22 protein-coding genes are annotated in these 18,163 nt (G+C 72.9%); 9 read left to right on the top strand and 13 right to left on the bottom strand.

Annotated features, from left to right (window positions below; genetic code table 11):
* Window positions 1-42: 42 nt before the first annotated feature.
* Window positions 43-576 (top strand): GNAT family N-acetyltransferase, encoded by a 534-nt coding sequence (locus V6N00_RS06975; protein ID WP_334231356.1) that lies wholly within the window; start codon window positions 43-45, stop codon window positions 574-576.
* A gap of 50 nt (window positions 577-626) precedes the next feature.
* On the opposite strand, the gene V6N00_RS06980 is transcribed toward V6N00_RS06975, so the two are convergent.
* From V6N00_RS06980 to V6N00_RS06990, 3 genes are read right to left on the bottom strand one after another with little or no spacing between them, the layout of a single operon-like run.
* Window positions 627-1,265: a DUF1990 family protein gene (locus V6N00_RS06980; protein ID WP_334231357.1), complete on the bottom strand. Its 639-nt coding sequence runs from the start codon at window positions 1,263-1,265 to the stop codon at window positions 627-629.
* Window positions 1,258-1,644 carry an MmcQ/YjbR family DNA-binding protein gene (locus tag V6N00_RS06985; protein ID WP_334231638.1) on the bottom strand — a complete coding sequence of 129 codons (387 nt, stop codon included), beginning with the start codon at window positions 1,642-1,644 and terminating at the stop codon, window positions 1,258-1,260. The genes V6N00_RS06980 and V6N00_RS06985 overlap by 8 nt, the downstream gene beginning before the upstream one ends.
* An 11-nt stretch (window positions 1,645-1,655) precedes the next feature.
* Window positions 1,656-2,471 (bottom strand): carbon-nitrogen hydrolase family protein, encoded by an 816-nt coding sequence (locus V6N00_RS06990; protein ID WP_334231358.1) that lies wholly within the window; start codon window positions 2,469-2,471, stop codon window positions 1,656-1,658.
* A 161-nt stretch (window positions 2,472-2,632) separates the two neighbouring features.
* Between V6N00_RS06990 and V6N00_RS06995 the strand changes: the two genes are divergently transcribed.
* Window positions 2,633-3,484 (top strand): DUF1206 domain-containing protein, encoded by an 852-nt coding sequence (locus V6N00_RS06995; protein WP_334231359.1) that lies wholly within the window; start codon window positions 2,633-2,635, stop codon window positions 3,482-3,484.
* Between the two features lie 54 nt (window positions 3,485-3,538).
* Here the strand turns inward: V6N00_RS06995 and V6N00_RS07000 are convergent, their stop codons facing one another.
* Window positions 3,539-4,825 (bottom strand): adenylosuccinate synthase, encoded by a 1,287-nt coding sequence (locus V6N00_RS07000; RefSeq protein WP_334231360.1) that lies wholly within the window; start codon window positions 4,823-4,825, stop codon window positions 3,539-3,541.
* Between the two features lie 240 nt (window positions 4,826-5,065).
* Window positions 5,066-5,695 carry a thymidine kinase gene (locus tag V6N00_RS07005; protein ID WP_334231361.1) on the bottom strand — a complete coding sequence of 210 codons (630 nt, stop codon included), beginning with the start codon at window positions 5,693-5,695 and terminating at the stop codon, window positions 5,066-5,068.
* 70 nt (window positions 5,696-5,765) lie between these two features.
* Here V6N00_RS07005 and V6N00_RS07010 point away from each other — a divergent pair, with 70 nt between their 5' ends.
* Genes V6N00_RS07010 through V6N00_RS07020 form a run of 3 tightly spaced genes read left to right on the top strand, consistent with a single transcriptional unit; the run spans window position 5,766 to window position 8,169 of the window.
* Window positions 5,766-6,674: a DUF72 domain-containing protein gene (locus V6N00_RS07010; protein WP_334231362.1), complete on the top strand. Its 909-nt coding sequence runs from the start codon at window positions 5,766-5,768 to the stop codon at window positions 6,672-6,674.
* A gap of 38 nt (window positions 6,675-6,712) precedes the next feature.
* Window positions 6,713-7,375, top strand: a complete 663-nt coding sequence (locus V6N00_RS07015; RefSeq protein ID WP_334231363.1) for an HAD family hydrolase — start codon at window positions 6,713-6,715, stop codon at window positions 7,373-7,375.
* Window positions 7,372-8,169 carry an alpha/beta hydrolase family protein gene (locus tag V6N00_RS07020; RefSeq protein ID WP_334231364.1) on the top strand — a complete coding sequence of 266 codons (798 nt, stop codon included), beginning with the start codon at window positions 7,372-7,374 and terminating at the stop codon, window positions 8,167-8,169. The genes V6N00_RS07015 and V6N00_RS07020 overlap by 4 nt, the downstream gene beginning before the upstream one ends.
* Window positions 8,170-8,364: 195 nt before the next feature.
* On the opposite strand, the gene V6N00_RS07025 is transcribed toward V6N00_RS07020, so the two are convergent.
* Window positions 8,365-9,132 carry an SDR family oxidoreductase gene (locus V6N00_RS07025; RefSeq protein ID WP_334231365.1) on the bottom strand — a complete coding sequence of 256 codons (768 nt, stop codon included), beginning with the start codon at window positions 9,130-9,132 and terminating at the stop codon, window positions 8,365-8,367.
* A gap of 126 nt (window positions 9,133-9,258) precedes the next feature.
* On the opposite strand from V6N00_RS07025, the gene V6N00_RS07030 reads away from it, so the two are divergent.
* Window positions 9,259-9,507, top strand: coding sequence for a hypothetical protein (locus V6N00_RS07030; protein WP_334231366.1), 249 nt, complete (start codon window positions 9,259-9,261; stop codon window positions 9,505-9,507).
* A 146-nt stretch (window positions 9,508-9,653) separates the two neighbouring features.
* Here V6N00_RS07030 and V6N00_RS07035 read toward each other — a convergent pair whose 3' ends face one another.
* A complete protein-coding gene (locus V6N00_RS07035; protein WP_334231367.1) occupies window positions 9,654-11,018 on the bottom strand; it encodes a kynureninase in 1,365 nt (454 codons plus the stop codon).
* A 70-nt stretch (window positions 11,019-11,088) separates the two neighbouring features.
* On the opposite strand from V6N00_RS07035, the gene V6N00_RS07040 reads away from it, so the two are divergent.
* On the top strand, window positions 11,089-11,739 hold the full coding sequence (locus V6N00_RS07040) for a hypothetical protein (RefSeq protein ID WP_334231368.1): 651 nt from the start codon (window positions 11,089-11,091) through the stop codon (window positions 11,737-11,739).
* A 32-nt stretch (window positions 11,740-11,771) separates the two neighbouring features.
* On the opposite strand, the gene V6N00_RS07045 is transcribed toward V6N00_RS07040, so the two are convergent.
* Window positions 11,772-12,299 carry a VOC family protein gene (locus V6N00_RS07045; protein ID WP_334231369.1) on the bottom strand — a complete coding sequence of 176 codons (528 nt, stop codon included), beginning with the start codon at window positions 12,297-12,299 and terminating at the stop codon, window positions 11,772-11,774.
* Window positions 12,300-12,385: 86 nt separating this feature from the next.
* Between V6N00_RS07045 and V6N00_RS07050 the strand changes: the two genes are divergently transcribed.
* Complete coding sequence (locus V6N00_RS07050) at window positions 12,386-13,294, top strand: AraC family transcriptional regulator (RefSeq protein WP_334231370.1); 909 nt, start codon at window positions 12,386-12,388, stop codon at window positions 13,292-13,294.
* A 37-nt stretch (window positions 13,295-13,331) separates the two neighbouring features.
* Here the strand turns inward: V6N00_RS07050 and V6N00_RS07055 are convergent, their stop codons facing one another.
* Window positions 13,332-13,985: a hypothetical protein gene (locus V6N00_RS07055; RefSeq protein ID WP_334231371.1), complete on the bottom strand. Its 654-nt coding sequence runs from the start codon at window positions 13,983-13,985 to the stop codon at window positions 13,332-13,334.
* Window positions 13,986-14,122: 137 nt separating this feature from the next.
* Between V6N00_RS07055 and V6N00_RS07060 the strand changes: the two genes are divergently transcribed.
* The gene (locus V6N00_RS07060; RefSeq protein WP_334231372.1) at window positions 14,123-14,773 is read left to right on the top strand and encodes a MarR family winged helix-turn-helix transcriptional regulator; all 651 of its coding nucleotides are present in this window, start codon (window positions 14,123-14,125) and stop codon (window positions 14,771-14,773) included.
* A 71-nt stretch (window positions 14,774-14,844) separates the two neighbouring features.
* Here the strand turns inward: V6N00_RS07060 and ald are convergent, their stop codons facing one another.
* From ald to fbaA, 4 genes are all read right to left on the bottom strand, one after another.
* Window positions 14,845-15,960: an alanine dehydrogenase gene (ald, locus tag V6N00_RS07065; RefSeq protein ID WP_334231373.1), complete on the bottom strand. Its 1,116-nt coding sequence runs from the start codon at window positions 15,958-15,960 to the stop codon at window positions 14,845-14,847.
* A 131-nt stretch (window positions 15,961-16,091) separates the two neighbouring features.
* Window positions 16,092-16,406, bottom strand: a complete 315-nt coding sequence (locus V6N00_RS07070) for a hypothetical protein (protein ID WP_334231374.1) — start codon at window positions 16,404-16,406, stop codon at window positions 16,092-16,094.
* Window positions 16,407-16,409: 3 nt separating this feature from the next.
* Window positions 16,410-16,850 carry a DUF3151 domain-containing protein gene (locus V6N00_RS07075; protein WP_334231375.1) on the bottom strand — a complete coding sequence of 147 codons (441 nt, stop codon included), beginning with the start codon at window positions 16,848-16,850 and terminating at the stop codon, window positions 16,410-16,412.
* Between the two features lie 100 nt (window positions 16,851-16,950).
* A complete protein-coding gene (gene fbaA / locus V6N00_RS07080) occupies window positions 16,951-17,970 on the bottom strand; it encodes a class II fructose-bisphosphate aldolase (RefSeq protein WP_334231376.1) in 1,020 nt (339 codons plus the stop codon).
* Between the last annotated feature and the right edge of the window lie 193 nt (window positions 17,971-18,163).

Here is an 18,163-nt window from a genome sequence, read left to right on the forward strand (position 1 = left end):
GCGGGGTGGGGAACGGTTGGGTATCACCCCCATAATGGGTGCATGCAGATCAGCCCCGGAGATCTCGATCCCGCCGTGGGCGTGGGAACGGAGCGCCTCATCCTCCGTCCCATGACCGCGAGTGACGTCGCCGCCATCCTGGCGGGCGCGCATCCCGTCGAGTGGGCCGAGGACTTCCCCCAGCCCGGTGACGTGGACACCGCCCGCCTGCTCGAGTTCGGCGGGGGTGCGTTCGACGTCTCGACGTCCTTCGGGCACCTCGCCATCGTCGAACGCGGGTCCGGCCTGGTGGTCGGCCTGATCGGGTTCGAGGGTCCGCCGATCGACGGGGTGGGCGAGTTGATCTGCAGCATCTGCCCGTCCCGCCGCAACCAGGGCTACGCCACCGAGGCCACGACCGCCCTCGTCGACTTCGCCTTCTCCTTCCCGGCGATCAGCGCTGTGCAGGCGAGCACCCCGTGGGAGGACGAGGCCGCCCAGCGCGTGCTGGTCAAGTGCGGCTTCACGGCCGAGGACGACGACGCCGAGGAGACGTTCGAACGCGGCTTCCGGCGGGCTCGCCCCGACGCCGTCTGATCCGGGCGTCCGCCCGTCAGCGCGCGATTCCGCTGACGCCGAGCCGCGGCCTAGCCGCGTGAGGCGGCAATGCGGGCCGCGTCGACGTACCCGTCGGTGATGTGCCGCTGCAGCCGGCGGCTGACCGGGCCGCCGAGCGTGAGCAGCGCCGTCGCCGGCCGGCTGAACGCCCGCACCTCGAACTCGACGTCGCCGCCTTCGTACAGGTGGGCGAGGAACGCCTCCTCGCCGCGGGCCGGGTGCCCGGGCAGGGTGCCGTAACCGAACCCGGCCGTGGCGGCCGGAACCCGGCCGGTCAGCGGGACGACCGGGGTGCTCGCGGCCACCCACACGACGCGGCACGGTGCCGTCGGGCCGCGCCGGAGCAGGCGGTCGACCGGCCCCGGGAGACGACCGAGGACGGGGTCGAGGGCCCGGATCACCGTGGCCGCGCCGACGGTGCTGCACACCCGCACGCCGGGCCGCGCGACGTCCTCGTCCGCCTCGACCGTCAACCCCGCGCCGGCGAGGATCCGCCATCGGGCGATGGCGTCGCCGAGCGCGGCGAACGCGTCGCCACCGTGGCCCACCACGCTCCGCCGGCGCACCGAGGACCACCCCGGCGGCCACCACCCGCTCGCCGTCCACCCCACCTGCCGGTACGTCAGGCCGCGCGCGAACTCCTCCGGCACCGCGCGCCCCTCACCCATCGACGCGCTCCCGCCACGCGAGCATCTCGCGGTCGCGCCGCGGCAGCCCCGCGACCACGAGGTCCCACGAGTCCTCGATGAGGTCCGCGACCGTCGCCTCGTCCAGTTCCCCGTCGAGCGCGACGCCGTTCCAGTGCGTCTTGTTCAGGTGCCACGCCCCGGTGATCTCCGGGTGGGCGGCGCGCAGGGCGACCGCGAGCGCCGGCTCGCACTTGAGGCTGATGCTCAGCGGTGTCGCGGCGAGCGCGGACAGCGCGAACATGCGGGCCACGCCGCTGCCGGCCCGCACCTTGAACACACTGGTCTCGGGACCGAACGGGAAGTCCTCCCAGGCCCCCGGCAGGCGCAGACACAGCTCCCGGACGCGTTCGGGGCGCAGCGCCGGCACCGTCAGTCCCCGTTCGGGGCCGGCACGACGGTGCGCGAGCTGAGCAGCCGCCGGTTGCGCAGCACGGGAAGGAACTCGCGGACCTCGTCGATCCGCCGCCGCGTGACGTCGACCGTCACGAGGCCCTGCGGCTCCTCCTCGAGGAAGTCCGACGGCACCCCCATCGGGTCGATGATGGCCGAGTGCCCGATGGTGTGGGCGCTGGAGGTGCCCGCGGCAGCCACCCAGCAGGTGTTCTCGATGGCCCGCGCCTTCAGCAGCGTCTCCCAGTGGTCGACCTTGTGATCGCCGCGGAACCACGCGGACGGCACCGCGATCAGGTCGGCGCCGTCCTCGGCGAGCACGCGTGCCACCTCGGGGAAGCGCAGGTCGTAGCAGGTCATCACGCCGACGTTCAGGCCCCCGAGGTCGACGTTCTTCGGCCCCTCGTCCCCCGCGGCGATGCGGCTGGACTCCCGGTGCGAGAAGGCGTCGTAGAGGTGCAGCTTCCGGTAGGTCTCCACCACGCGGCCCTCGTCGTCGATCACGACGAGGGTGTTGTACGGCCGGTGGTCGGTGGACGGCTCGTAGCCGCCGGCGATGACGGCGATGTGCAGCTCGTGGGCGATCGCGGTGAGGTCGCGGACGAACGCGGACCAGTGGGCCGCGACCGCGGCGGCGAACTCGCCCTCCACCTTGCCGATGCTGCACATCGACTCCTCGGGGAAGATGACGAGCTGGGCGCCCTCGGCACGGGCCTGCGTGGCCAGCGTGCGCATCACCGCGACGTTGGCCTCCGGCGAGCCCGCCGGGTCGAACTGACCGACACTGACCAGCATGTGCCCTCCTCCTCCTCGAGACCGGGGAACTGCTCCCACAGTAGAGGATCGCCCACCCCGCAGCAGCCGGGGAACGCCCCGGTGAGCGCGGCTTCGACGACGATGGTGCCGATGACCGACCCGTCGAGGATGATGGGGTCACTCATCATCGGGAGGTCACCATGGGCGATCAGTCATCCGCGAGCGGCCGTGCCCGCAGCGCGGCCGAGAACGGCGTGCGGAACGCCGCCGGCAACGCCGAGCGGGCGGCCGACTCACCGGCCGCACGCGGGGTGGCGCGCGCCGGCTTCGTCGTCGTCGGCCTGCTGCACCTGCTCATCGCGTGGCTGGCCCTCCAGGTGGCCACGGGCGGGTCGCGCCAGCAGGCCGACCAGTCCGGCGCCGTCCAGCAGATCGCCTCGGCGCCCGGCGGCCCGCTGCTGCTGTGGACCGGGGGCCTGTGCTGCGCGGCGCTCGCGGTCTGGATGGTCATCCGCGCGGTCAGCCTCTTCCGGGGTCGGGGGAAGGCGACCACCGGCGTCGGCCACGTCGGGACCGCCGTGGCCTACCTGAGCATCGCCTCGCTGTTCGTCAGCTCCGCCGTCGGGCAGCGCAAGTCGTCGAGCCAGCAGTCCGAGCACACCACCGCGACCGTGCTCTCGATCCCGTTCGGTCCCGTGGTGCTGTTCCTCGCCGGGCTCGTGATCCTCGGCATCGGCGTCTACTTCGGCTACCGCGGGGTGACCCGGAACTTCCTCGGCAAGGACGCCCAACCGGACGAGTCGGCCCCGCGCTGGGTCGCGGTCGTGGGCGGCGTCGGCTACGCCGCGAAGGGCGTGGCCGTCGCCGTCGTCGGCATCCTCGTCCTCGTCGCGGCCGTGCGGCACGACCCGGGGCAGCAGTCCGGCCTCGACGGGGCGCTCAAGAGCCTCGCCGCCCAGCCCTTCGGCACCGTGATCCTCGTCGTGGTCGCGCTCGGGCTGGCCTGCTACGGCATCTACTGCGGCGCCCGAGCCCGCTACAGCAGGCTCTGACGCCGACGGCAGGTCACCCCGCGGGGTGACCGGCCGTCGTGGCGGTGGCGCGGGTCAGCCGATGAGGTCGTGCACGACGATCGTCTGCTCGCGGTCCGGGCCGACTCCGACGGCGGAGAATCGGGTGCCGCTCATCGCCTCGAGCGCCTCGACGTAGGCGCGGGCGTTGGCCGGCAGGTCGGCGAGCGAGCGGGCACCGGAGATGTCCTCGGTCCAGCCGTCGAAGTACTCGAACACGGGCGTCGCGTGGTGGAACTCCGTCTGGGTCACGGGCATCTCGTCGTGCCGCACGCCGTCGACGTCGTAGGCCACGCACACCGGGATCCGCTCGATGCCGGTGAGCACGTCGAGCTTGGTGAGGAAGAAGTCGGTGAACCCGTTGATGCGGGAGGCCTGCCGGGCCAGCACCGCGTCGTACCAGCCGCAGCGCCGCGGCCGGCCGGTATTGACGCCGAACTCGCCGCCGGTCTTCTGCAGGTAGGTGCCCCACTCGTCGAACAGCTCGGTGGGGAACGGGCCGGCGCCGACGCGGGTCGTGTAGGCCTTGATGATGCCGACGGCGCGGCTGATCCGGGTGGGCCCGATGCCGGAGCCGACGGAGGCGCCGCCCGCGGTCGGGTTGGACGAGGTGACGAACGGGTACGTGCCGTGGTCGACGTCGAGGAACGTGGCCTGGCCGCCCTCCATGAGTACGACCTTGCCGGCGTCGAGCGCGTTGTTGAGCACGTGCGTCGTGTCGACCATCATCGGCTCGAGCCGGTCGGCGAAGCCGCGGAAGTAGGCGACGATCTCCTCGACGTCGATGCTGCGCCGGTTGTACAGCTTGACCAGCAGCTCGTTCTTCTGCCGCAGCGACCCCTCGACCTTCTGCCGCAGGATCGACTCGTCGAACACGTCCTGCACGCGGATCCCCAGCCGGCCGACCTTGTCCATGTAGGCGGGCCCGATGCCGCGGCCGGTGGTGCCGATCGCGCGCTTGCCGAGGAACCGCTCGGTGACCTTGTCCATCGTCTGGTGGAACGGGGCCACCAGGTGGGCGTTGGCGGAGACGAGCAGACGGGAGGTGTCCGCGCCGCGGCTGGTGAGCCCGTCGATCTCCTCGAAGAGCGCCTCGAGGTTGATGACGACGCCGTTGCCGATCACCGGGATGACGTTCGGGGACAGGATGCCGGCGGGAAGGAGCTTCAGCTCGTACTTCTCGCCGCCGACGACCACCGTGTGCCCGGCGTTGTTGCCGCCGTTGGGCTTGACCACGTAGTCGACGCGTCCCCCGAGCAGGTCGACGGCCTTGCCCTTGCCCTCGTCGCCCCACTGGGCCCCGACCACGACGATCGCTGGCATCGGATCACTCCTTCATTGCGATGCGGGTGACGCCGATGCCGCTCGGCGGCCACATGAGAAAGCCCCTCGTGTCCTGCGGGAACCGCGGACCAGGGGGCGCTTCGGTGCCGAGTCTACCGGAACGGCGTCGTCGCCCCTCCGGGCCCACCGCTGAGTGGTCAATTGATGCCGGTTTCGCCGGCCGGGGCGCCCTCGAACGGTCATCTATTGACCACTCAGCGCCGGCGACTCCTCGACTCCTCAGCTCAGCCGTCCCCCGGACTCGTCCAGATAGCAATTGGCGCACAGCGACTCGTACGTGACCGCGACGCCGTCGATGGCCACCTGGTCCCCCTCGAACACGAACCGGTCGCCGACGCGGCGGGCGTTGAACATCGCCTTCCGGCCGCACCGGCAGATCGTCTTGAGCTCCTCGAGGGCGTGCGCCAGCTCGAGCAGCCGCGCCGATCCGGGGAAGGACCGGGTGCGGAAGTCGGTGCGGATGCCGTAGGCCATCACGGGCACGTTCTGCTCGACGGCGATGCGCAGCAGGTCGTCGACCTGGGCCGGTTCGAGGAACTGCGCCTCGTCGACGAGCAGGCACGCGACGGGCTTGATCACGGCGTCCACGTGCTGCAGCAGCGCGGCCGGGTCGTCGCCGACGGCGTGCCGGTGGAACAGCTCGCCGACGTCGGCGCCGGCGGGGACGAGGAAGTCCACGGAGCGGGCCACGCCGAGCCGGGAGAGGATCTGGTCCTCCCCCTTGACGTCCACCTGCGGCTTGGCGAGCAGCACCCGCTGCCCCCGCTCCTCGTAGTTGAAGGCAGCCTGCAGCAGGCCGGTCGACTTGCCGGAGTTCATCGCCCCATAGCGGAAATACAGCTTGGCCACGATGGACCATCGTATCGGCGGCCCGCCGAACCGGCTGACGAGCGGGCCGGGCGGCCGGTAGCGTGCGGGCATGACGACGGGCGAGGTCACGAGCACCGGGACGGCCCGGATCGGCATCTCCGGCTGGCGGTACGCCCCGTGGCGCGGCTCGTTCTACCCGACGGGCCTGCCCCAGCGGCGCGAGCTCGAGTACGCCTCGGCGCACCTGGGCACCATCGAGATCAACGGGTCCTTCTACTCGCTGCAGCGGCCCTCCAGCTACCGGCAGTGGTACGCGGACACCCCGGAGGACTTCGTCTTCACGGTCAAGGGCGGCCGGTACATCACCCACCTGCTGCGACTGCGCAACGTGCACGCGGCGCTGGCCAACTTCTTCGCCTCGGGCGTGCTGGCGCTGGCGGACAAGCTCGGCCCCGTGCTGTGGCAGTTGCCCGAGCGGGTCGAGTACGACGCCGAGCTGCTCGAGCAGTTCCTCGCCCAGTTGCCGCGCAGCACCGCGGAGGCCGCCCGGCTCGGCGCGGACCACGACGACAAGCTGACGGCGGACCGCACCTGGCTCGACGTCACCGAGGACCGGCCGCTGCGGCACGCCCTCGAGATCCGGCACACCAGCTACGACACCCCCGCCTTCGTCGACCAGCTGCGCCGGCACGAGACCGCCCTCGTCGTCGCCGACACCGCGGGGCGGTGGCCCGACCTGCGGCACGTGACCGCCGATGTCGTCTACGTGCGGCTGCACGGCGCGGAGGAGCTGTACACCTCCGGCTACACGGACGCCGACCTCGACCGGTGGGCGGCGCTCGTGGACGGCTGGCGCACCGGGCGGGACTGTCCCGACGGCCGGGGCCGCGACGTCTTCGTGTACTTCGACAACGACGTCAAGGTCCGCGCCCCCGTCGACGCGATGGGCCTGGCCCGGCGCCTCGGGGTCGGCCCCGACCCCGCCGTCGTCGACCCTCCGCGCCCCGACGACGAGTAGCGTGCACAGGGAGAACCATCCCCGAGGGAAGGCGAGACATGGCGGACACCGCGATCTTCGACGTCGACGGCACCCTGGTCGACACCAACTACCAGCACGCGCTCGCCTGGTACCAGGCGTTCCGCCGCCACGACATCACCCTCCCGGTGTGGCGGCTGCACCGGGCGATCGGGATGGGCGGGGACCAGCTCGTGGCCCACGTCGCCGGCGACGACGTCGAGGAGCGGCTCGGCGAGGACCTGCGCACGGCGTGGGAGGAGGAGTTCGACGGCATGATCGACTCCGTCGCCGCCTTCGAGGGCGCTCGCGAGCTGCTCGCCGACGTCAAGCACCGCGGCTTCCGCCTCGTGCTGGCCAGCTCGGGCAAGAAGAAGCACGTCGAGCACTTCCTCGACCTGATCGGCGGCACCGACGTCGCCGACGCCTGGACCACGTCCGAGGACGCCGAGGCCTCCAAGCCCGCGCCCGATCTCGTGCAGGTGGCCCTCGCGAAGGTCGAGGGCACGGACGCCGTCATGATCGGCGACTCGACCTGGGACGCCATCGCCGCCGGCAAGGCCGACATCCCGACGATCGCCGTGCGCACCGGCGGCTTCTCCGTCGAGGAGCTGACCGAGGCGGGCGCCGTCGCGGTGGTCGAGTCGCTGCCCGATCTGCGGGACGGCCTCGACGACGGCCCGCTGAACCGGCCCACCCGATGAGCGGCGACGGCACGGTGGCGGGCAATCGGCCCGGCCCCGAAGCGGCGGACGACGAGCAGCGGTCGTTGACGGCGCTGCAAGCGGACACGGGCCCGGGCGGGACGGTGTGGTCGTACGGCACCGGGCCGGACCAGGTCGCGGAGTTCTTCGGGCCTGAGGACGGGCCTCTCGTCGTCGTGGTCCACGGCGGTTACTTCCGCCCCGGCACCGACCGCTCCCACGCCCGGCCGCAGGCCCGCGCGCTGGCCGCGGAGGGGTACCGCGTGGTGCTCGCCGAGTACCGGCGCGTGCCCGGGTCACCGGACACGACCGTCGAGGACCTGCGCGCGTTCGACGCCGCCCTCACGGCAGACCGGGGCCCAGCCGTCGCCTGGGTGGGTCACTCCGCCGGTGGGGCGCTCGTGCTGCTGCGCGCGCTGGCCGGCGATCTCACGCCGGTGCCCGTCCTCTCGCTCGCCCCGGTGGCGGACCTGCAGGTCGCCTGGCGTGACCACCTCGGCTCCGACGCCGTGCGGGACTGGATCGGCGGCTCCCCGGCCGAGCACCCGGACGAGTACGCGCGTCTCGACCCGCAGGCCCTCCTGGTCTCCGACGTCGAGCCGGCGGCGCCCGTCACCGTCCTGCACGGCACACGGGACACGATCGTCCCCGTCGCACTGACGACGGGCCTGCCGGCTCACGCCCGGCTGCGGACGCACATCCTGGACGGGGCGCACCACCTGGATCTGATCGACCCGGACAGCCCGTACTGGGGTGTCGTGCTCGAGGAGCTGCGCCGGCTCACCGCCGGCTGAGGTCGCTCGGGGGGCCGACGGGCTCCGCCGTGAGCCCGTCGGTCGCGTGCCGCCGAGTCCCGTGAGCCCTGCCGCTCGTGAGTCCGTCAGTTCCGCCCTGACGCCCCGGTCATTGACCACCCCTTGAGGGCACAACTGACGGACTCAGCGTGAGTCCGTCAGTCGTGCCCTGACGCGAGCGACGGGGCGACCGGGTCACCAGGACAGGGTGCCGTACCCGCCGTCGCCGTCGCCCTCGGTGGTCCACAGGTGACCGTAGAGCACGCCGGACGGCCCGTCGTCGGGCAGCGTGGCCAGGTGCACGCTCGGCTCGGCGCCCTGCTCGACCGGCCGGATGCCGCGGTGGCCGTTGAACTCGGTGTCGGTGAAGCCGGGGTTCGCGGCGTTGACCTTGATCGGGGTGTCGGCCAGTTCCTTGGCGTACTGCGCGGTGAGCATGTTGACCGCGGCCTTCGACGACGGATACTGCGCCGACGCCGGCATCGCGCTCAGCGGCGAGCCCGGATTGGAGGTCGCGTCGATCGAGCCGACCTCGCTGGACACCTGGACGATCCGGGCGGCGGGGGCCTTCCGCAGCAGGGGCAGCATCGCGTTGGTGACCCGCACCAGCCCGAACACGTTGACCTCGAAGACGGCGCGCATGTCCTCGATCGACGTCTCGCTGGGGGTCGCGCGGCGGCCACTCGCGCTGGGGATGCCGGCGTTGTTGACGAGCACGTCGAGGCGGCCGAAATCCTTCTCGATCTGCTCGGCCGCGGCGGTGACCGACGCGTCGTCGGTGACGTCGAGGCTGATGAAACGGGCGTCGATGCCCTCCTTCGTCAGCGTGCGCGCGGCCTCGGCGCCCCGGTCGGCATCCCGCGCGCCGACCAGTACCGTCATGCCGCGCGCGCCCAGCTGCCGAGCGGTCTCGAGTCCGATTCCCTTGTTCGCTCCGGTGATCAGAGCCACGGTGTCCGTCATCGTCCCAGTATGCGCGCGGACGATGGCCGCTTCGCGGTGGGATGACAGGCGGCGACGTCGTGCACGACCGGCACTATGCTGCCCCGCAAGGACCCGTCGGGGTCGGCGCGTGAGAGGAGCGATCCGATGGACGAGCGCGAACGCGTGACGGTGCAGCCCATGGTCCACGTCGAGGACATGCCGTCCTCGGTGGCGTTCTACGAAGCGCTCGGAGCGAGCGTCGTCAACGGTTCGCGCGACGGCGACTTCGTCCTGCTGGCCCTCGGCGACACGCAGTTGTCCGTGCTGGCGCACCCGCCGAACCCGGCGCAGGACGAGGGCGTCGTCGAGTTGAACTTCCAGGCCGGCGATCTCGACTCGCGGCGCTACGGCTGAGTCAGCGGGTCCCGCCCGAAACACATGCTCAAAGAGCCGTGCATTCGGGCGCGAACCGCTGACTCACCAGTCACGGCACGGGCGGGAGCCGCTGACTCACGTGGCACAGCGCGGTCCGCTCGCTCGGGGACGGAGGACGCCGGCCGTCAGCCGAGCAGGTCGTCGATCCGGGTCAGCGCCACCGCCACCTCGGCGTACGACGTCGAGAGCGGCGCCAGGCCGAGCCGGATGCCGTCGGGCTCCCGGAAGTCCGGCACGATGCCCTCGCCCCACAGCTGCCGGTACAGCTCCCGGCACCGCGGATGGGCGATCGTCACGTGCGCGCCGCGCTGCGCCGGGTCCCGCGGGCTGACCACCCGCACCCCGTGCCGGGCGAGCAGCCCGTCCACGACGGCGAGGACGAACTCGCCGAGCGCCGTCCCCTTCGCCCGCACGGCGTCGAGCCCCACCTCGTCGATGAGATCGACCGTGTCCTCGATGCCGGCCATGCCGAGCACCGCGGGCGTGCCCGAGACGAAGCGCCGCATCCCGAGCCCGGCGGCGTAGTCCGGGCCCATGGTGAACGGCTCGGCGTGGCCCATCCAGCCCGTGATCGGTGACGCGAGGTCGGCCTGCAGCCGGGCAGCGACGTACCCGAACGCCGGGGCACCGGGACCGCCGTTGAGGAACTTGTAGGAGCAGCCCACCGCGAGGTCGACGTCGTGCTCGTCGAGGTCGACCCGCACCGCCCCGGCGGAGTGGCACAGGTCCCACAGCACGAGCGCCCCTGCGTCGTGCGCCGCCTCCGTGATTGCCGGCAGGTCCGCCAGCCACGCGGACTTGTACGCGACCTGGGAGACCAGCACGACGGCGGTCCGCTCCCCCACCGCGTCGCGCACCTGCTCGACGGTCACCCCGGCGGCCGGGTCCGGGTCGATCCACACCAGCTCCGCGCCGAGCGCGTCGGCGAGCGTCGCGGCGACGTACCGGTCGGTCGGGAAGTTCTCCCGGTCGAGAACGAGCTCGACGCGGCGACCCCCGCTGACGGTCCGCTGGTGCGTCAGTGCCGCGTGCAGCAGCTTGTAGAGCATGACGGTCGTCGAGTCGCCGATGACCGTCTGCCCGGGGGCGGCGCCGAGGCACACGGCCCCGAGCCGGTCGCCCAGCCGGTAGGGCAGAGCCATCCACTGCTCGTCCCACGAGCGGATGAGGCCGGTGCCCCACGCGCCGCGCACGAGGTCGTGCAGGCGGGTCTCGGTCGCGCGCAGCGGGCGGCCGAGCGAGTTGCCGTCCAGGTAGGCGGTGACGGGCACGCCGGCGCCCGGGTGGTCCGCGGGAACGAAGAGGTCACGGCAGGCGGCGAGCGGATCGGCGGCGTCGAGCGCGGCGGCGGCGGCGCGGACCCTGGCCGCCGTCCTGAGATCGGAACCCGGATCGGGCGTCCCACCGCCTGCCGCGGTCGGCCCCGTGTCCGCGGCGCGGGTATCGCTCGGGGCGGTGTCGGTGGCAGGCTCAGGGGTGCGGGAGGTCACACGGACCATCCTGCGTCACGCGGGGCCGCTCGTGCCACCGCGGCCCGCTCGCCTCGACCAGGGAGAACCCGTGCCGGAATCCGTTCGCGACCGTTTCGACGGCCACATCGCCGGCTTCGGCACGGGCAGCCGCCTGCGCGTCGTCGTCGGCCACTGGCACACCTCGCCGTTCGGCACGTTCACCGACGTCATGATGCAGGCGGCGGACGGCACGCGCACCCTGCTCGCGCCCGACCGCGCGATCGCCGACTACGTCTCCGCGACCTACCGGTTCGACGAGGTGCGCATCGAGTCCGTCTCCTGCGCGATCGCCCCGGTGATCCGCACGCGCGGCGACGCCCACGACGGCGCCCTCACCGCGACCCTCGACCTCGCCGCAGCCGGCCTGACCCTGACGGTGGGCATCGGTGGCCGCACCGGCTGGGGCCGGCTGCTCCGGCTCGTGCCCGGGCCGCTCGCGGCCGCGCCGGCGTGGCTGCAGCTGATCGACCCGCTCGCGGGACGGCTGGTGCGCGGGGTGCACACGGCCGGTACCGCCGGGGCGGGCCGGCGCGAGTTCTACGGGGTGCGGGACCTGCACCACGTGCTGTCCGTCGACGGCGACGACGACGGCACCGACCTCGGCGGACTGCGCCCGCTGGAGCCGGCGGTGACGTTCGGCTTCTCCTCCGCCCCGGCGGCGCCGTCGCTCGCCCGGGTCACGACGACCATCGTGCGCTGACCGCTCCGGCCCCGGACCGGCGCGCGCAGGCGTCAGGGGGAGGACTGCTCCGCCGCCCAGGCGTCGACGCGGCGGGCGCTCTCCTCCTCGGAGAGGTCCTCCACCCGGCTGAGGATCGACCAGCGCACACCGAACGGGTCCCGGATGCTCGCGAACCGGTCGCCGGAGACGAACGTGGTCAGAGGCTCCCGGACGGTGGCACCGGCCGCCTCGGCACGACGGGTCACCTCGTCGGCGTCCTCGACGTACAGGCCGAGGGAGTAGCAGTCGTCCTCCCCGGCCGGCGGCGCGACGAGGTGGTAGTCCGGCATCGGTTCGCCGAGCTGCAGGTGGCCCTGCCCGAAGTCCAGTTCCGCATGGGCGACGACGCCGCCCATCTCGGTCACGGCGACGACGCGGGCACCGAAGACGTCGCGGTAGAACGCGACCGCATCGGCCGCCCGGGGGACGGCGAGGAACGGGGTGAGGCTGGTGACGCCGTGCGGGACGCCGGCGGTGGTGTGCCGGCCGGTGACGCCCGTGACGGCGCCGGAATCCTGGGTGCTGGTGTTCTCGGTCATGGCACGACGGTAGGCGCGCACGGCGGCCCGACGCTTGCAGATTCCCGCCACGGACCGGCGCTCGAGGGCGGCGCTAGGGTGTGGCCATGACGGCGACGACCCGCGGCGTGCTCTACCCCGCCCGCCTGCCCCGGCTGACCCGCCTCCCGGCGCCGGGGCGGATCGCGTCCCTCGTGCGCTGGTTCTGGATCCCGGAGTGGGACATCGCCCCCGGCCGGTCCTCCCGGCAGTACGTCGTGGCCTTCCCCGCGTCCAATCTCGTGGTCGAGCTCGACGGCGTGGGTCTCGCCGGGCCCACGACGCGCCGCTCGCACCGCGATCTGCGCGGGCGCGGCTGGGCTGTCGGAGCCATGCTGCGTCCAGCGGCCGTGCCGGCCTTCACCGACGACCCGGCCGCTCTGCGCGACGCCTACCGTGCCGTGGGCGACAGTGAGCCGGGCGGCACCGGTCCGGACGGCGGACGAGAACCGACCGCCGGGGAGCTCCACCGCGCCGTCGCGGAGGCGATGGATGCGCCGGAGGAGAACGACGCCGTCCGCCACGAGCGGGCCGTCGACGCGTTCGCGGCGTGGTTGGAGGCACGCATCCCGGTCGTCACGGAGGCCGGCTCGACGGCGAACGCGCTGGCCGACCTGATCGAGACGGATCCGTCGATCCGCCGGGTCGAGGACGCCGCGGATCGGCTCGGCCTCTCGGTGCGAACGGTACAGCGCCTGACAGCGGCGCACGTCGGGCTCTCGCCCGCCGCGATGATCCGCCGCCGCCGGTTGCAGGAGGCGGCCGAACGGCTGAGGGACGATCCGACCGTCTCACTCGCGGACCTGGCCGCCGACCTCGGCTACGCCGATCACGCCCACCTGACCAACGACTTCCGCCAGGTTCTCGGCGTCACTCCCAGTGCCTACCGGCGCGAAGTAGCGCGGCCGGGAGCCGGCACACCCGCGCAATCAGGCGATGGGCGTGCCGGGGACGAGAGGGACGGAGGGAGTCGTTGACGGCCGGGGGCTGCGGCCGCTACGACAGGAACAGGTGTCAGGCGGAGACCGGACGCTCCGCGTGAAGGCAGGTGACCTCGTCGGAGGCGGTCGGCGCGGAGGCGGGAGCCGCCGGCGCGGTCTCGGCGGCCGCGATGCCGGTGACGCCGTGCCGCTCCAGCAGCGCCGCGATCTCGGTCTCCTCGATGCCGGACTCGCGAGCGATGTCGGTCACGGACACCCGGTTGCCGAGCGCCAGCAGGAGCTCGGCCTCCAGCGCGCGGGTGGCGTCGTCCAGGTCGGCCGTCAGCTGGTCGTCGATCGCGTCGCCCACGGCGGACGCCCCCCCGTCACGGCTCTGGTCGAGGTCCCACTCCGCGGACTCGGCGCGCCCGGCCGCGGCGAGCACGCGCCGGCCGAAGAACCCGACGAACAGCCGCGGGTCGGCGTCCTCCGGCACGAGCACCGCTTCGCCCGTCACGGGCTGCTCCTGCAGGAATCCGCACTCGCAGGCGAGCACCCGCCGCCCCTCGAGGGCCGCCTGCACGATGACGTGGTTGGCCCGGTCGTGCGCGGCGCCGAACTCGAGTCTGCGCTGCTGCATGGGGCTGCCGCAGTGGGAGGGGAGCTGCTCGTCCGTGGTCTCCGCGGTCGGCAGCACGAGGAGATCACCCAGTTCCTGTTCCGGGGTCTCCATCAGTCCGCTGTCCATCGTCCCTGGTCCTCTTCACTCGTGCCGGGCGGCTGGACGTCGTCGAGCCGCTGTGTCTGGCTTCACTCAACACGATGAACTATTAGTTTGTCTAGTTATACGTTAGCCATGATGCATGGGCGTCGTATGATTGCCTCATGCAGCACGACGATCGCGCCTCCTCCGGCTACTGGTACGGCTCCGCCCAGCCGTCCGCTGCCCCGGCACGCCCGTCGTCGCCCGCGCCGTGGCGCGGTCACGACCACGGTGAACCCGCCGTCCAGGTGCTGAACGCACTGCGCGACTACCGCACCGCCGAGGCCGCGATGCGCCGTCGGTCCCGTGACGCCATGGGCATGGGCGAGAAGGACATGCTGGCCCTGCGCTACCTGCTGGAGGCGGACCGCGCGGGCTCACCCCTGACGCCGGGGGACCTTGCCCGCCGGCTCGGCATCTCGACCGCCTCGACGACGACACTGCTCGACCGCCTCACCCGCAGCGGCCACGTCCGTCGAGCTCCCCACCCCACCGACCGTCGCGCCCTCGTCGTGCTGCCGACGGCCGACACCGACGGCGAGGTACGCAGCACCCTGGGCAGCATGCACGAGCGGATGCTCGACGTCGCCCGGTCGCTGGACCCCGTTCAGGCCGAGACGGTCACCGCCTTCCTCACCGCGATGGCGGAGCAGGTGGCGGCCCCGCTGGACCCGCCGCACCCGGACGTCCACGCGACACCGGCACGCGCTGCCGGCCGGGCGGGTGGGAAGCAGAAGCGCAGCACAGCACCGCAGTCGGCCGCCGCGGACTGAGCCCTTCCGGTCGACACACCGCGGTTCCGGCCGGCGGTGAACCGGCCGGAACCACCACGGAGTGACGTCGGTCAGCCGGCGGCGGAGAGCTGACGCAGCGACGCGGGCAGGTCGCGGAAGGCGGCGGCGACGCCGGGGTAGGCGATCCGGCCGCCGGCCACGTTCAGGCCCTTCGCGAGCGCCGGGTCGGCGCGCAGCGCCTCCTCGGTACCGAGCCGCGCGAGCCGCTGCACGTACGGCAGGGTCGCGTTGATCAGCGCCTTCGTCGACGTCCAGGGCACGGCGCCGGGCATGTTGGCGACGCAGTAGTGCTGGATGCCGTCCACCTCGAACACCGGGTCGTCGTACGTCGTCGGGTGGGAGGTCTCGAAGCAGCCGCCCTGGTCGATCGCGACGTCGACGAGCAGCGAGTGCGGCTTGAGCAGACGCAGGTGCTCCCGCCGGACGACCTTCGGCGCGGCGGTGCCCGGCACGAGCACGGCACCGATGACGGCGTCGGCGCCGGCGAGCTCGGCCTCCAGGGTGTGCGGGTCGTTCATGAGCACGCGGACCCGGCCGGAGAACATCTCCTCGAGCTGCCGGATCCGGGACGGGTTGGTGTCCAGGACGGTGACCTCGGCGCGCAGCCCGAGGGACATCAGGGCCGCCTGGGTGCCCACGACACCACCGCCGATGACGACGACGCGGGCCGGGCGCACCCCGGGCACGCCGCCCATGAGGATGCCGGCACCGCCGAAGGGGGCCTGCAGGTACATGGCGGCGGCCTGGCCGGCGAGCCGCCCGGCGACCTCGCTCATCGGCGCGAGCAGCGGCAGGCCGGTGTGGTCCTGCACGGTCTCGTAGGCGATGGCGGTGGCGCCGGAGCGCAGCAGCGCCTCGGTCAGCGGCCGGTCCGCGGCCAGGTGCAGGTAGGTGAAGAGAGTCTGTCCCGCGTGCAGGTGCGGGTACTCGGCGGCGACGGGTTCCTTGACCTTGACGAGCAGGTCCGACCCGGCCCAGACGTGCTCGGCGTCCGCGATGGTCGCGCCGGCGGCCTCGTAGTCCGCGTCCGCGTGGCCGGCACCGGCCCCGGCTCCCGGTTCGACGAGCACGCGGTGCCCCTCGTCGGTGAGCGCCTTCGCGCCGGAGGGGTCGAGCCCCACGCGTCGCTCCGCTGGTTTGATCTCCTTGACGACTCCGACGCGCATGACGCTCCGTCTCTCTCGGTGCCGCACCGAGCGGATCTCGCCGGCGCGATGGCCGGCGCCGCAGGGTCAGCGGACCGGTCCCTCCAGCGTGGAGGGACCGGGTCGGAAAGTCCAGAGGTACGGGCGGCTCGTCAGCCCCGGGCGGCGGCCAGGGCGACCTCGGCGAGCCGGTTCCACTCGGAGACCTGCTCGACGGGCACGGCGACCCAGCCGGGCTCGACCGCACCGTCGCCGGCGGGTGAGAAGTCACCGGCACCGTCGATGCGCAGGGCGTCCTGCGCGGCGGGGGTGTCCTGCCCGAGCCGGAAGGCCATGGTGTCCCGCTTGAGGCAGGCGAACGGCGTGCCGTCGGCGAACAGGCCGGACCCGCCGTACAGCTCGCCGGTCGTCACCCCCTCGTCCTGGAGGTCGACCGCCAGCTGCGTGAACAGTGCTTCGACGTCCACCCCTCAGCCCGCCGCGCCGAAGCCGGCGTCGCGCATCGCGTCCACGGCCGTCGGGTCCGAGTCGCGCAGGAACACGGTGATCCGTTCGGCCTCGTCGATCTCGCCGATCTGCGCGGCGGCCGCGCCGAGGGCGGCGAGGGAGCGCAGGAAGCCGCGGTTGGGCTCGTGCCGGAACGGCACGGGTCCGGCTCCGCGCCACCCGGCACGACGCAGGGCGTCCAGCCCGCGGTGGTAGCCGACGCGGGCGTAGGCGTATCCCTCGACGACGCGCCCGTCGGCGAGGGCGTCCTCGGCCAGCAGGGCCCAGGGCAGGGAGGTCGCGGGGAACTGGCGGGCGAGGTCCTCCGCCTCGTCCCCGGCCTCGACGCGGGCGTCGAGCTCGGGCTGCTCGGGCAGCAGGGTGGGCTCGGGTTCGAGCAGGTTGCGGTGCGGGTCAGCGCTCATGGGAGATCCTCTCGGGACGGGAAGACGCCGGGTCCGCGCCGCGGGATGCGCGGCGCGGACCCGGCGTCATGGTGCTGCGGGGACGACGATTTCCCGCGGCTCAGAAGGTGTGGCCGGCGGACCCGAGGTGGCGGGCCGCCTCGGTGACGCGGGCGGCCATGCCGGCCTCGGCGGCGGCGCCCCACACGCGCGGGTCGTACTGCTTCTTGTTGCCCACCTCGCCGTCGACCTTCAGCACACCCTCGTAGTTGGAGAGCATGTGCCCGGCCACGGGGCGGGTGAACGCGTACTGCGTGTCGGTGTCGATGTTCATCTTGATCACGCCGTACGAGACGGCGTCGGCGATCTCCTGCTCGGAGGAGCCGGAGCCGCCGTGGAAGACGAGGTCGAACGGGCGCTCCTTGCCGAGCTTCGCGCCGACCTCGTCCTGGATCTGCTTGAGGATCTCGGGGCGGAGCTTGACGTTGCCCGGCTTGTAGACGCCGTGGACATTGCCGAAGGTCAGGGCCGTGATGTAGCGGCCCTTCTCGCCGGAACCGAGCGCCTCGACGGTCTTCAGGCCGTCGGCGGCCGTCGTGTAGAGCTTGTCGTTGATCTCGTTGGCGACGCCGTCCTCCTCGCCGCCGACGGTGCCGATCTCGACCTCGAGGATCATCTTCGCGGCCGACGTGCGGGCCAGCAGCTCCTCCGCGATCCGCAGGTTCTCCTCGAGGGTCTCGGCGGAGCCGTCCCACATGTGCGAGTTGAAGATGGGGCCGTCGCCGCGCTTGACGGCGGCCTCCGACTCGGCGAGCAGCGGCAGGACGAAGCCGTCCAGCTTGTCCTTGGGGCAGTGGTCGGTGTGCAGCGCGATGTTCACGGGGTACTTCTTCGCGACCTCGCGGGCGAACGCGGCGAAGCCGAGGGAGCCGGCGACCATGTCCTTGACGGAGGCTCCGGACCAGTACGCGGAGCCACCCGTGGAGACCTGGACGATGCCGTCCGAGCCGGCGTCGGCGAAGCCCTGCAGCGCGGCGTTGAGCGTCTGGGAGGACGTGACGTTGACCGCGGGGTAGGCGAAGCCGCCCTCCTTGGCGCGATCGATCATCTCGACGTACTTCTCGGGCGATACAACGGGCATGACCGTCTCCTTGATCCGTCGGGGCGACGGCCGTCATGCCGTCGCGGCTGTGCTGGCGGGCCGGTGGCACCGGCCTCCGCCCAGGACTTCCGCCCCCATCCTAGTCAGCACGGAACCGCCCCCGCCGGGCGTGACGGCGGCTTTCGGCCGTGGACACGACAGCGCCCCGGCGCGTCGTCCCGTCAGGGACGAC

This window comes from Tersicoccus mangrovi (genome assembly GCF_036881825.1).
Classification (GTDB): domain Bacteria; phylum Actinomycetota; class Actinomycetes; order Actinomycetales; family Micrococcaceae; genus Tersicoccus; species Tersicoccus mangrovi.